The sequence below is a fragment of the Chitinophaga pinensis DSM 2588 genome (genome assembly GCF_000024005.1).
Taxonomy (GTDB): Bacteria; Bacteroidota; Bacteroidia; order Chitinophagales; family Chitinophagaceae; genus Chitinophaga; species Chitinophaga pinensis.
Genome location: NC_013132.1, coordinates 2,872,764 through 2,886,092 on the forward strand (window position 1 = coordinate 2,872,764; position 13,329 = coordinate 2,886,092).

A 13,329-nucleotide genomic window follows, 5' to 3' on the forward strand; every position below is an offset into this window, starting at 1 on the left:
GTACCTAAAAGCTAAACACAATTTTATGGCCATTGTAGAACTGGTAATGCCCAAAATGGGGGAAAGTATTATGGAAGCCACCATATTACGTTGGCATAAGAAGCCGGGAGATCAGGTAAAAGCTGATGAAACCGTGCTTGAAATTGCAACGGATAAGGTGGATAGCGAAGTACCTTCTATTGCCGATGGGGAGATTACCGAGATACTCTACGCAGAAAATGACGTCGTACCGGTAGGTACTGTCATAGCACGTATCAATACTACTGCTGATGCCGGCTTTGCAACTGCAGCTCCGGTAGCGCCACCGGCTGCACAGTCCGCGCCTGTTGCCGCAAGTGAAGAAGTACATGTTGTAACAAATGAACCTGCAAGCGCTCCTTATGAAGCACAGTTTGTGACGAGCGGCGCCCGTTTCTATTCTCCACTGGTGCTGACAATTGCACAACAGGAAGGCATCAGTTTCGCCGAATTGGAAAAAATACCAGGTACCGGCAATGAAGGTCGTGTTACCAAGAAAGATATCTTAAACTTCGTAGAAGCTAAGAGCAAAGGGCATGTTCCTGCTGCTGCACCTGTTCAACAACAGGAAACTGCGGCTCCGGTAGAACAGCCTGTAAGCCGTCCGGCTGCTACGACGCCTGTTGCTGCTGTTCCGACAACAGCGCCGGCCAGCAACAATGGAGTGGCTGCTCCGCCGACTACACAACAGCCGACCAGCGCACCTATAAGTATGGGTAGCTACACTGGTAATGTGGAAATCATTGAAATGGATCGTATGCGTAAGCTGATCGCAGAGCATATGGTGCGTAGTAAACATACCAGTCCGCATGTAACCAGCTTTGCAGAAGCAGACGTTACCAACATGGTGAAATGGCGTGATCAGATTAAGAAAGAGTTCGAAAAAAGAGAAGGAGAGAAGATCACTTTTACACCACTCTTTATCGAGGCACTGGTAAGATGTATCAAGAAATATCCTTTGCTGAACAGCTCTCTGGAGGGTGATAAGATCATTCTGAAAAGAGATATCAATGTCGGTATGGCTACAGCGTTACCATCTGGTAACCTGATCGTTCCGGTGATCCGCAATGCAGACATGCTGAACCTGGTAGGGTTGACCCGTCAGGTAAATCATCTCGCGAATGCTGCCCGTCAGAACAAGCTGAAACCTGATGATACGCAAAACGGTACCATCACCCTGACTAACGTTGGTTCTTTTGGTAGTCTGGCAGGTACGCCGATTATCAACCAGCCACAGGTAGCCATCCTGGCGGTGGGAGCTATTAAGAAGCGTCCTGTGGTGATTGAAACACCACATGGCGATACCATCGCTATCCGTCACATGATGTATCTGTCAATGTCTTACGATCACCGTATCGTGGATGGCGCATTGGGATCTACTTTCCTGAGTGCTGTAGCACATGAACTGGAACATTTCAATCCTGAAAGAGAGTATTAAGAGAATAGGCATTGCGCCTGCATTATTTGTGGGTGAGATGATTGATGCTTAGTACTTTTTCAGATAGCATATTTATAACAAAAGCGCCTGGATACTACGTCCAGGCGCTTTCTATTTATATAATTAGGTCCATTATCAGTGGTTCCGGAGGAGGTTTATAATGAAATATTCATGGCAGAAGAGGGCTCGACATACCAGTTTCAGGCGCTTTTATTATATAATTAAATCCCTTATCCTTGTTCCTGGAAAAGGTTATTATGATGAACAATATTCATATTGAGAGGCGTTGGGAACACCGTTCCAGGTACTTTTATTCATATAAGGAAATCCTTTATTAGTCGCTTTTTGGTCTGAAAGTCGTTCTTTAATATCAGCCATATTAATCCATAGAAGAGTGCTTTAGCGGATAATTTGCCGATAGCGTTAAAGGGTTAAAACAGCGGTTGATTGATTAAGGCAGGGTGGGGCTGTTATAAACGAATGAGATGAATGGCGCATATAGATAAAATAAAGAGAGCTCCATAAAGGAGCTCTCTTCAATTTCTTGACCGTGATAAGCTTGGGCCAACAGAATTAATAACGACCACGGCCGCCGCCGCCGCCGTATCCACCGCTTCCACCGCGATTAAATCCACCACCTCTTGAGTTATTATTCGGTTGTTTAGGTCTTGCTTCGTTTACCATCAATTGTTTGCCTTCGATTTCAGTACCGTTCAAACTATCCATAGCCTTGCTACCTTCTTCCTGGTTGGGCATTTCCACGAATCCGAAACCGCGTGAACGGCCAGTCTCGTGGTCCTTGATAATTTTAGCAGAAGTAACCTCGCCAAATTCGCTGAATATCTGGTGAAGGTCTGCATCGTTCAACCTGTAGTGCAGGTTGGCTACGTAAATGTTCATGACTAAAAAATTAAAAAAATGAAAAATAATATTGAAGATAAAGAAATAGTTTCAATAAAAACATCGCATCCGGAAATAATTTCATAAACAAAATATACCGGTAACACAGACCAGAATTACCGCTCCCATTTTATGGATACTTGCTCATTTTTTTGTAAATTAATAGGTATAATCCATTAAATTAATTTGGTATGAGTAGCCTGAGCGAGACGTGGTTTGCGGACGGTTATATCGATTTTGAGCAGAAAAAGTATACTTTATTAGCCTATCTGCAACAAATAACCCGCTATTTCAATGAAAATAAGCTGTATCCCCAGCTTTCAGATGTTATTTTCCACTACAATAACCTGGTAGCCTTCAAGGAAAATAAACAATTCCTGCAACAACAGTTCCCTAAACGCCTGACAGCCATCAATATGGAGCGTCTGCAATTGCTTTATGAACAGATGATCTCGGATGATGAACTCATGCAGGAGCTGGAAAATATCATTCAGTATGCGATCAAAAAAATGAATGGCGCTATCCGGGAAGGAACGGAAATCTATGAATTTGTTGAAGGAAGTTTGAATATTTCACCGGTCGGACTGATCCCGCTGGACACACAGGAAGGTTATCTTTTCCTCTGTGATGGCCGGTACAGAGATATTGTGGTATATGAATACCGGCTCAGTATTTTCGAAAGACATGATGAAAAATACAGAGGTATACATACACACTACCTGGATACCTTCTCAAAGGATCTTGTGCATACTTGTGAACATATTAAAACAACATTGATTCGTCAGTACAAGAAACTGCCGAATCCGGCGGTATATCGCATTGAGACCAACCTGGTATTCCCGGTAAATGAGACTTTACTACCTATCGCGAAGCGTTCTTTAGTCAAATATATTGCGACAAATGCTGCCTGACGGGTGTACAACTGAAATACTGAAATGCCTTGTTAGGTCCGCAGAGCCGATGGGTTGTTGTTGCCAGTTGATGCTCTTTGATGAAGCGTTTCCTGATAAAGCCCATCAAAAAAAAATGCGGTCCTAAAGGAACTATGCGCATGGAATAAGCACGTCCTTGTTCGCAGAGCCGATGGGTTGTTGTTGCCAGTTCATGCTCTTTGATGAAGCATTCCCTGATAAAGTCCATCATAAAAAACGCGGTCCTAAGGAGCTATGCGCATGGAATAAGCACGTCCTTTCTTAATTGAGCAGTACCGGCGCACTGTTACCAAAGATCACTTCCAGCTCATGATCCTGCAGGAAGGGTTGATAATACTGCCTGATAATTTTTGTCAGTTTTTCTTTGGATTGATTGATATACAGCTGATTGTTTTCCAGCTGATCACGGGAAGTCTGGTATAGTTTACGCTGCACATCTGTATAGGTTTCATCATCCTGGAACAGGAACCAGCCTTTACGGTTGGAGGTTTCCATTTTATCTACTTTCAGTTCGTAGCTGAGCAGTTTTGGTTGTGGAATATTGACCGTAATCTTCTTATCAGAGACGGTTACCTTGAAGCTTTTCTCGTCCACATTGATGCCGTACTTGCCTGTATATGGCACGGACACCCAGATCGTATTTTCCAGGAAAGCCTTTTTAAGATTGGTCGTCCATTCCCCATCATCAGTGATATTACTACGTTTGATCGTTGCATTTCCCTGCACTTCCAGACTAGCCAGCTCCGCGATTTCCCGCACGATCTGACTGTTAGAAAGGATACTTTGATTCACACTTTTGCTGCCGAATTGTTTACCCAGCCAGAAGAGAAGGATAGCGATGGCAATGAAAAAAACGAAACGAAAAAATCTTTTCATAACGGAAGAAATAGTTGCTGCGGACGATCATCCTTCATGGATCTTCGTCTTTAGAGACAATGTTTTTAGTTAGTAATGTATTTAACAGGCTGCAAACCACAGGCCACGGCCCGGTCAGATCTTGTGCTTTAGTGTTGTGCCCTTTGTATATAAGTTGTAACTCATACAGTAATTGCTGACGACTACAGCGAATATAATATATATGCCGGATAGTTACCAACTGATATCAGTCAGTTTGCGGGTATCAGCCGTGTACCAATGAGGCGATCAGTTCCGCATGCTGAGGATATACGGCCCGCAGATTGTCTTTGGTGGCCAGTTCGAAATCTGCAAAGTCGAATCCGGGCGCCACAGTACAACCTACCAGTGCAAATCCGCCAGGTACTTCGACCCTTGAAGCAAACCAGTGACCCGCTTTTATCACAAGCTGGGGTTGTTCGCCATCTTCGATATTGAGACCCAGTTTATGTACCGTCAGTGTGCCTGAAGTATCAATGTCATAGATCGCCAGGGAATGACCATCATAGAAATGCCACATTTCATCGGCCGCAATGCGGTGAAAAGCAGAAAACTCACCTTCTTCCAGCAGGAAATAAATCCCGGTTGACGCACTCCGGTCGCCTTTCATTGCCGGCGGCAGTACTGCTTGTTTAAACTCCCATGAAGAACGGTAGGTTTCCTTGAAAGCGCCACCTTCTACATGTGACTGTAAGTTGAGATGTTCGCGCCAGTAGGCGGCATTGTGTCTTGGGTTTTGCATATTACAAAAGAAAGAAAATAGCGCGAAATGAAAAAGCCGTCCCGTGAACGAGGCGGCTTTCTTATTTTTCATTTTTTTAGTCAGAAAATCTTAGGCCACGGCTACAGGGCGCGCTACCGGCATTTGTGCGATAGCTGTCTCCTGGTTCAGTACCGGAACTTCGCCTTTGAAAAACAGGAAGTCTTGTATAAATAAAGCCTGGCTGTAATAATCGTTATTTGTGATAAACGTCTGCCACTCTTCTACATTCATCCGCTGCATGTGACGCATCGCATCTCTGAAACGCAGCATACGGGCATATAACTGCGGCGTCAGACCAATCACCTCCATGAACTTACGCTCCATGGTATGACGGGAAAGTTTGAATTTCTTCGTCAACCACTCAATATTCGTATATCCCTGTGTGCTAAGTATGTAGTCTGCAATCTCATCTACCTGTTTCAGATTGTGTGATTGTCCACACATCATGTTGGTAAACGCATTGTCCAGTACTGCATCCAGGGTAGTAATGTCGTTGTGTGCTGCAATCGTTCCGGCCAGCTCTGTCCAGCATTCACGATCCTGCTTCAGCAGGTCGCGGAAGTAGTTGTTGAAAGAGGACATATCCAGTCCCGCCAGTTTATAACAACCATATGCATTCAGCTGTATCACCGTCATTTTTACCGGTCCTTTCACCATGATCTGATGATGACAGGTAAAGTGTCCCACTACAGATGCCTCAGGCAATGTAAAGGATGCATGTTGTGTTGGCTGGAAAATCACTTCTCCTTCCTGCAGGAAAACCATATAGAGGTCTCCGAGAGAAAAAAGATTCTGCGGCAGATTAATAAGTCCGGAATTCGTGCTCTGTAAATGATAATACTGCTTAACATAAGGTGCCAGCGAAGTTGCCGGTTGGTAGATACGGAAATTCATAGGAACATGTATAAGGTTATCAGATCGTCACATTCACAATGTCGGCTAGGTCTTCAATTATCAATACAAACTTAGTCGTTTATAAGTATATAAAAAAAATTAATTTGAGTAGCTTGAAAGACAGTCAATTGCAGCAGATAAATTGGATAAAAGCCTTATAAGTCGTGTTTCAGCGCGGTTTTGATGTCTTCTTACGGGGCAAATAATATAACTGGAATGAGTAGTGTTTGAGGGAATAACAGACGACAGGCCACAGATATCATATTAACTGCGGATGAAGATTGGTGTTAACGTTGCCTGTTGTTCGACGTACGCCGTCATTATACCTTAATTACGCCGTTATCTCTACGTTCATGAACGTAGAGATAACGGCGTAGTAACGGCATACCTTCGTTGTAGGACGGAACAAGTAACGATAACTAATTATAAATCAGTGATTAAGTGTCGTTTTGAACGAAGGAGGCTTGTAAATTTCAGATAATCAATTGATTGTACGGATAGTGGTATTGGGTAATGATGCTCCGGGGAAATCAGGTAGCTGGCGCCCGTTGAAGGGGAAGTCGGTTGATCAGAGAAACCCGCATTCTCAAAATAAAAGAGCCGGTCATTTGACCAGCTCTTCGTGTATCTTAATAAACTTACTTATTGTGCGCTTGGGCCGGTTTCCCAACCCCAGTTCTTTCCTTTTTCCGTTGCCGGTACACCTGTCTGCATCCACTCCGGCGCAGGTGCATTTTTCAGGAAGTGATCAAAGAACTGCTGCTCGCGGCGTTGAATATCTTTTCTGTTCTGGCGCTGTACCAGGTTGTGTGCTTCATTGTTATAGTTCAGCATCCATACCTGTTTGCCCAGTCTGCGCAGACCGGTGAACAGCTCGATACCCTGATACCAGGGTACTGCACCATCTGCATCGTTACTCATGATTGCCAGTGGCGTCGTTACTTTTGGCAGATGGAACAAAGGAGAGTTCTCTATGTAGAGTTCCGGTTTGTCCCACAATGTCGCACCAATACGGCTCTGAGAACGCTCATACTGGAACTGACGGTTCATACCGCTTTCCCAGCGGATACCGCCATAAGCACTGGTCATATTCGCTACCGGTGCACCTGCCCATGCTGCTTTGAACAAAGAAGTACGGGTGATCAGGTAGGCCACCTGGTAGCCGCCCCAGCTCTGTCCCTGGATACCCATGTTCAGACTGTCAGCCCAAGGATGTGTGGCTACTGCTCTTGCGCCACTTACGATATAGTCATAAGCGCCCTGACCCGGGTGACCATTTTCATACGTCACATCCGGCGCCAGCACGAGGTAACCACGGCTTACAAAGAAAGAGATGTTCAATCTCGATGGAGTAGGGGCTGGTGGGTTGTAACTGTATAATCCGTCGGATAACTTCTCATAGAAATACAGCAGTACAGGATATTTCTTTGTGCTGTCAAAGTTTTCCGGTTTGTAGAGGATACCCTCTGCCGGTTTGCCGTTGTAAGCTGTCCATTTGAACAGTTCAGCGGTGCCCCAGTTATATTCCTGTTGTTGCGGATTGATATGACTGATCTGCTCTGCCTTCGCCAGTGAAGTACCGGTATACAGGTCAGGTGACAGTACATAGCTTGATTTCGTGAAGATATAATCAGGCGCATTTTCTGCCTTTATGGGATCGCCGAAAGTATATGGTCCCATTACCAGTAATTCCGGTTTTACAGGCACCTTTTTGAAGGTGCTGAATGTGGTATAGAAACCGTTTTCTTTAGTGGTTTCATTGAAGGTTTCCAGCAATAATGCCTGTCCCGGTGTAAAGAAACGTTCTTCTTTATCCAGTTGTACATAACGGAAACGCAGTTTCTGCTCGCGGCCATATCCAGCGGTCAGCAGCTGTGGCGCTACTTTCCCGGATGGATCTACCTGCCAGATATCGAAACGGTCATAGATGTAAACGGCTTTATCATCTTCCAGCCATCCTGCCATGCCGTATGGAGCAGGCATGTCCGGATGATCGTCGTCTTCTTCAGAAAGAGAAACCGGTATTTTCTCTGTGATGTTGCGGGTAGTGCCGGTACTTGTTTCGTACGCATACCATTGTTTCTGCTGGAGATTATACCAGGTGATATAACGGCCTGCCGGAGAAATACGGCTAACGCTGTCCAGGTTTTCCTGCAGCATTTTGCGGTTACCGTTTTCCAGGTTGACGAGGTAGGAAGTCTTCAGAGAATGACCTGTCCATTGCATCGCCACACGTTGTCCTTTATCAGTATATCCCAGCGCATAAGGGCTATTGCCCCTGTTGGCCAGCTGGATATTTTCCATGTCTTTATCGGCGAGCTGCAATACCTTCTGTGTACCCGGATAGTACACTGCCTGATAGCTTTTTTTCAGGTCCTTATCCAGGTTTTTCAGCTGCATCGGTTGCAGATAATCATCCTGATAGTTCCAGATATCAACTCTGGCCACTTCAAAATCTACGATGTTGGTATCTTTTGGCGGCAGGATCGGCGCGGTACCAAAGAACAGGCGCTGACCGTTTTCGCTGAACCAAACTTTCCCATCCGGACTTACAGACCAGTTGGCAGGGAAGGAGCGGTTGGTTTTATCTGCTGTGATCACACCGCTATCCTGTCCGGGACGGTAGTAATACAGGGAATAGAACTGTTGCAGGGCTTTTACGCTATCACGGGAACTGCACCAGGCTGCCTGTTCGCCTTTTTCATCAAAGGCGAATTGTTTGCGTAAAGCGGCTCCGCGACTGATGGTATCTGCTTTATGTGCTGCCACGTTCCACAGTAACACGGCGGAACGGGAGAGGGAGTCTTTTTTCTCGGTGACAACTTCTGCCAGCAGGCGGTTGCCCGGTTTGCTGAAGATGTAGTCCTGTACGTTGCGGATTGTATCTGCTGTCTGCTTATCCAGGTAATAGATTACCAGGTGACCGCTGGTGGTATCTGCCTGTGGTTTCTCCTTCAGATAAGCCAGTACGCCGGTACCTTTTTCAGGTGTTTTGAAGGAGCGTACAGCGGGTACCTTATAGACATTGTTATTACCGAGGGTGACAATACCCAGGGAGTCTTTGGGCATTTCTGACGGCTTTTTCTTTTTGATCTTTGCCTGTCTGGTTACTGCAAAAGGCGCCTTGATAGAGAAAATAGCATAGCGGCTATCTTCTGTGATCACAGGATTAGCGCCGCGTGGCACTTCCAGGCGTTGTTTGGTTTTGTTATTGTAGATGAAGAGAGAAGCATCACCTTCCTGCGGATTGACTGTATACACAATCCATTGTCCGTTATTACTGATTGCTTTATTACTGATACTTTGCCAGCCATCGTATACGGAATGGTCCAGTGGCTTTTTCGCTGGTTGTTGCGCATAGGTCAGTAGGGAGAGGCCGGAAAAGGCCGCTACACACATGAGTTTTTTCATACCGCCTAAAATAGAAAAATCACAATTATTGCGTAAATTTTTCCGGATGGACGGTTAAAATCAGGCATGAGAATGTTTCAGGGTGCGCGCAACCCGCGTCATCTGTAATGCTACCGATAAAATGATGCAAGCCAATCCGATATAAAAAGCGTAGGTCAGCTGTTTATTCTCATGAAAGAGCATAAAAGCGATGACGATACTGTATACCGGCTCCAGGTTAAAGGAGAGGTTTACTGTAAACGGAGATATCTTTGTGAGTGCATTCATCATCAGCATATACATCCCTACCGTACAGGCCCAGGCAAGTATCAGCAGGTAGCTCAGGTCTGCTGTAGAAGGCAAAGCCAGTGGCTGCGGGAAGAAATACAGGTACGCAGGCAGCAGGATGGTCAGACCGATGAATCCGGCTGTCAGTTCGTAAAACGTGATGGTAGGCGGATCGTACTTGACGATCAGGCGTTTATTGAAGATGGTGAAGAGCGCTGCAAACATCGCGGAAATGATACCGAGAATGATCGCAGTACGGTATTGTGTATCAAAATGAAAGATCATGAAGATACCCAGCAGGGTAATACCGCTCAGTAATAATTCCGTCTTGTCCAGCCGGCCACGATTGATGAGGGGATCAAAAAGGGCGGTAAACAGGCTGGTCAGCGCAAAGCAGACCACGGCAATAGACACGTTGGAGTATTTGATACTGGCGTAAAAAAACAACCAGTGTAATACGACAACCATACCTGTCAGTCCGATCGGAAGGATCTGTTTGAAATTCAGTTTGGTGAGCATACCCCTCCAGCGGAAGAGTATGTAAAGTGTTATGATGGTGAAAAGTAGTCTATACCAGACCAGCATTCCCTCATTCAGTGTAATCAGTTTACCCAATATACCCGTAAAACCTGCCAGAAATACCGACAGGTGTAATTGTATCAGTGCTTTTTTCATTGCCCGCTTATTCGCTATTTCTTACGCGTCTTTCATACTTGCGGAACAGGCTTTCCCATTGAATTTTGAGTACTCCCAGGACACCTTCTTTGATGATGCCTTTACTCATTTTGGAATATCCTTCTTTACGGTCTTTGAAAGTGATAGGTACTTCTTTGATTTTGAAACCTAACTTCCAGGCCGTGAATTTCATTTCTATCTGAAAGGCATAGCCCACAAACCGGATAGCATCCAGGTTAATGGCTTCCAATACCTGTCTTTTATAGCAGACGAAGCCGGCAGTAGCGTCTTTTACCCTTATCCAGGTAACAAAACGTACGTACACAGAGGCACCGTAGGAGAGCACAGCTCTGTCCCATGGCCAGTTTTCGGTTTTACCACCTTTTACATAGCGGGAACCGACAGACACATCGCCACCTTCCTTCGCACAGGCATCATAGAGCCTGTTCAGGTCAGCCGGACTGTGAGAGAAATCAGCGTCCATTTCAAAAATGTACTGATATCCCTTTTCAAGAGCCCATTTGAAGCCATGGATATAGGCGGTGCCTAAGCCCTGTTTGCCACTTCTTTCTACCAGGAATAATTCGCCGGAGTGGGACTGCTGCAAATTCCTAACAATATTACCGGTGCCATCGGGCGAACCGTCGTCCACGATCAGTATATGAAAGTTTTGTCGCAGGGCAAAAACCGCGTCAATGATGTTGCGGATGTTATCCTTCTCATTGTACGTGGGAATTATGACGAGCTTTTCCAATCTAGCAAATGTTGTTTTAGGAGTGCGAAATTAGCACAAACCCCAGATAAAGTATGGTTTTTGCAAATATTAAATCTTTTTTAACATCATACTATGGTAGATCTCTGTGAGTTTCTGCTTGGTATTGAGCGGAAAATCAGCTTTCATCATCCAATCATAGTACTGTGGCTCAATTTTGAGTACTTCCCGTACTGCACGGCCTTTATATTTACCAAAATTGAACATTTCCACTCCATTCTGTACAACCATTCTTCTGGCAAAGTCAACATAATCGTCTTCTTTGGTGAATTCGGCCAGTGGCGCTACTTCAGCCTGCAGCTGCTCGTAACGGCTCAACTGTGCTTCCAGGATCTCATAGGTAGCGAGGGCATCTGCTTCTGCGCTATGCGCATTTGTAAGGTCTTTATCGCAATAGAACTTGTAAGCAGCGCTCAGCGTACGTTTTTCCATCAGGTGGAATATCTTCTGTACGTCGATGAATCTACGGTCTTTTGTATCAAAATCGAGACCTGCACGGAGGAATTCTTCTACCAGCAGGGGGATATCGAAACGGTTGGAATTATATCCGGCCAGATCACAGTTTTCCATGTACTGACGCAATTCATTTGCGCATTGTTTGAACGTCGGACAATCCTTAATATCCTCGTCACTGATACCATGGATGGCAGTGGAGGCCGGAGGAATAGGCATGCCTGGGTGTATCCTTTTGACTTTTGTCTGAACAGACTTGTCAGGGAACACTTTGATAATAGCAATTTCAATAATACGGTCCGTAGCCACGTTGGTACCGGTCGTCTCCAGATCAATTACGGCCAGCGGCCTTTTAAGTTGCAAAGAGGGCATGACTAATTTTTATAGATACTTTTTCAGCGAATTTACGTCCAATCCTTCATAATCACCCGAACTCATCATCAGCAGGTTCGCGTCTTTATACTCCTGTTTATCCAGGAATGCAGTTAAATGCTCTCTGCTGGTGAAGATCTCCAGGTCTGCGCGGCCAAAGCCCTGTGCCACTACATCGGGCATCAGTTCCGGCATACGTTTGATCTCCAGTGCGTGTTTGCTGTAGAACACCACCGGTATATCGGCCTTGTCCATACAACCCTGGTATTGTACCATGAAGTCTGCATTCAGACTACTGTAAGTGTGCAATTCCAGTACGCCGATCAGTTTGCGTTGCGGATACTGGTCACGCAGTGCGCTGATGGTTGCTTTCACCTTAGATGGGGCATGTGCAAAGTCACGATAGATCGCGCAGTGCTCATTTTTACCCACCAGTTCCAGTCGTTTAGCGGCTCCTTTAAAGGTAGCGATCGCTTTCAGGAATACTTCATCGCTGATACCCAGTTCGTTACAAACGAGACGGGCAGCATGCATATTCAGCAGGTTATGGTCGCCAAAAACTTCCAGTTCGGTCTGTTGGTCGCCGAAGTGAACAGTGGTAACCCCATTGTTGATCTGATGTTGAGGAATATCGTAAGGAACGAGTTTCAGGTGCAGACCTTCCGCCTTTACCAGTTTAACCAGTTCCGGGTCAGTATTGTTATAAATGAGCGTATGGCCGGCTTTCATCGTGCGAAGGAAGATGGCGAACTGCTCAAGATAATTTTCAAACGTAGGGAATACATTGATGTGATCCCAGGCAATGCCGGTCAGTACGGCGATGTGCGGGTGCAGGAAGTGAAACTTCGGACGTTTTTCAATAACGGAAGCCGGGTATTCATCTCCTTCACAAACGATCACAGGCGCATCAGTGATATTCACCGACTGTGGAAAACCTGCCAGACGTGCTCCTACCAGGTAGTCAAATGCCTGACCGGACTGTTGCAGTACATGCATGATCATCGCCGTGGTAGTCGTTTTACCATGACTGCCACCCACGACGACTCTGTTTTTCTGCTGGCTTTCCTGGTAGATATATTCAGGGAAGGAGTAGATCTTCAATCCGAGCTCCTTTGCTTTGATCAGTTCAGGGTTGTCTGCGCGTGCGTGCATACCCAGGATAACAGCGTCAAGGTCTGCCGTAATACGGCTTTCATCCCAACCCATCGATGCCGGTAAAATGCCTGTCTGCAGCAGATTGCCTTTCGCAGGCTCGTAAATCTCGTCGTCACTGCCAGTTACCTGGTAACCTTTGATTTTCAATGCGATTGCTAACTGGTGCATCACACTGCCACCCACAGCGATAAAATGTACTTTTGCCATATAATATTAACCGGATTACCTGCGTTTATCGTTATATTTATGTGTCTAAGGGAAAAAGGAATGATATTATAGCTAAAATCTTTAATATAAATTTTATATTTGCAAAGTAACGTCAAAAATTGGCGATTAAAAAAGTGATATCACCATTCCCTATGAAATTTCATTATTCAACTAAACA

At 45.4% G+C, this 13,329-nt stretch carries 11 protein-coding genes; 2 read left to right on the forward strand and 9 right to left on the reverse strand.

Annotated elements, in window-relative coordinates; all coding sequences use genetic code 11:
* Window positions 1-25: 25 nt before the first annotated feature.
* Window positions 26-1,456, forward strand: a complete 1,431-nt coding sequence (locus CPIN_RS11665; protein ID WP_012789998.1) for a dihydrolipoamide acetyltransferase family protein — start codon at window positions 26-28, stop codon at window positions 1,454-1,456.
* Between the two features lie 573 nt (window positions 1,457-2,029).
* Here CPIN_RS11665 and CPIN_RS11670 read toward each other — a convergent pair.
* Window positions 2,030-2,356 carry an RNA-binding regulator gene (locus CPIN_RS11670; protein WP_012789999.1) on the reverse strand — a complete coding sequence of 109 codons (327 nt, stop codon included), beginning with the start codon at window positions 2,354-2,356 and terminating at the stop codon, window positions 2,030-2,032.
* A 191-nt stretch (window positions 2,357-2,547) separates the two neighbouring features.
* Between CPIN_RS11670 and CPIN_RS11675 the strand changes: the two genes are divergently transcribed.
* On the forward strand, window positions 2,548-3,267 hold the full coding sequence (locus tag CPIN_RS11675) for an HAD family hydrolase (RefSeq protein ID WP_012790000.1): 720 nt from the start codon (window positions 2,548-2,550) through the stop codon (window positions 3,265-3,267).
* 282 nt (window positions 3,268-3,549) lie between these two features.
* Here CPIN_RS11675 and CPIN_RS11680 read toward each other — a convergent pair whose 3' ends face one another.
* The 8 genes from CPIN_RS11680 to CPIN_RS11715 form a co-directional block, all read right to left on the reverse strand.
* Entirely contained in the window at window positions 3,550-4,164 is a 615-nt protein-coding gene (locus tag CPIN_RS11680; protein ID WP_012790001.1) for a DUF4230 domain-containing protein, read from the reverse strand.
* A gap of 244 nt (window positions 4,165-4,408) precedes the next feature.
* Window positions 4,409-4,924: a cupin domain-containing protein gene (locus CPIN_RS11685; protein ID WP_044218416.1), complete on the reverse strand. Its 516-nt coding sequence runs from the start codon at window positions 4,922-4,924 to the stop codon at window positions 4,409-4,411.
* Window positions 4,925-5,014: 90 nt separating this feature from the next.
* Window positions 5,015-5,839, reverse strand: coding sequence for a DUF6597 domain-containing transcriptional factor (locus tag CPIN_RS11690; RefSeq protein WP_012790003.1), 825 nt, complete (start codon window positions 5,837-5,839; stop codon window positions 5,015-5,017).
* A gap of 642 nt (window positions 5,840-6,481) precedes the next feature.
* A complete protein-coding gene (locus tag CPIN_RS11695; RefSeq protein WP_044218432.1) occupies window positions 6,482-9,250 on the reverse strand; it encodes a S9 family peptidase in 2,769 nt (922 codons plus the stop codon).
* Window positions 9,251-9,310: 60 nt separating this feature from the next.
* Window positions 9,311-10,192 (reverse strand): DMT family transporter, encoded by an 882-nt coding sequence (locus tag CPIN_RS11700; RefSeq protein ID WP_012790005.1) that lies wholly within the window; start codon window positions 10,190-10,192, stop codon window positions 9,311-9,313.
* Between the two features lie 7 nt (window positions 10,193-10,199).
* The gene (locus CPIN_RS11705; protein WP_012790006.1) at window positions 10,200-10,946 is read right to left on the reverse strand and encodes a polyprenol monophosphomannose synthase; all 747 of its coding nucleotides are present in this window, start codon (window positions 10,944-10,946) and stop codon (window positions 10,200-10,202) included.
* Window positions 10,947-11,015: 69 nt separating this feature from the next.
* The gene (locus tag CPIN_RS11710) at window positions 11,016-11,789 is read right to left on the reverse strand and encodes a 3'-5' exonuclease (RefSeq protein ID WP_012790007.1); all 774 of its coding nucleotides are present in this window, start codon (window positions 11,787-11,789) and stop codon (window positions 11,016-11,018) included.
* A gap of 9 nt (window positions 11,790-11,798) precedes the next feature.
* Window positions 11,799-13,151 carry a UDP-N-acetylmuramate--L-alanine ligase gene (locus CPIN_RS11715; protein ID WP_012790008.1) on the reverse strand — a complete coding sequence of 451 codons (1,353 nt, stop codon included), beginning with the start codon at window positions 13,149-13,151 and terminating at the stop codon, window positions 11,799-11,801.
* Window positions 13,152-13,329: the final 178 nt, after the last annotated feature.

What these genes read in the sequence shown, in the direction of transcription:
- CPIN_RS11665 (WP_012789998.1), top strand. Translation starts at nt 26, where the DNA reads ATGGCCATTGTAGAACTGGTAATGCCCAAAATGGGGGAAAGTATTATG.
- CPIN_RS11670 (WP_012789999.1), bottom strand. Translation starts at nt 2,356, where the DNA reads ATGAACATTTACGTAGCCAACCTGCACTACAGGTTGAACGATGCAGAC.
- CPIN_RS11675 (WP_012790000.1), top strand. Translation starts at nt 2,548, where the DNA reads ATGAGTAGCCTGAGCGAGACGTGGTTTGCGGACGGTTATATCGATTTT.
- CPIN_RS11680 (WP_012790001.1), bottom strand. Translation starts at nt 4,164, where the DNA reads ATGAAAAGATTTTTTCGTTTCGTTTTTTTCATTGCCATCGCTATCCTT.
- CPIN_RS11685 (WP_044218416.1), bottom strand. Translation starts at nt 4,924, where the DNA reads ATGCAAAACCCAAGACACAATGCCGCCTACTGGCGCGAACATCTCAAC.
- CPIN_RS11690 (WP_012790003.1), bottom strand. Translation starts at nt 5,839, where the DNA reads ATGAATTTCCGTATCTACCAACCGGCAACTTCGCTGGCACCTTATGTT.
- CPIN_RS11695 (WP_044218432.1), bottom strand. Translation starts at nt 9,250, where the DNA reads ATGAAAAAACTCATGTGTGTAGCGGCCTTTTCCGGCCTCTCCCTACTG.
- CPIN_RS11700 (WP_012790005.1), bottom strand. Translation starts at nt 10,192, where the DNA reads ATGAAAAAAGCACTGATACAATTACACCTGTCGGTATTTCTGGCAGGT.
- CPIN_RS11710 (WP_012790007.1), bottom strand. Translation starts at nt 11,789, where the DNA reads ATGCCCTCTTTGCAACTTAAAAGGCCGCTGGCCGTAATTGATCTGGAG.
- CPIN_RS11715 (WP_012790008.1), bottom strand. Translation starts at nt 13,151, where the DNA reads ATGGCAAAAGTACATTTTATCGCTGTGGGTGGCAGTGTGATGCACCAG.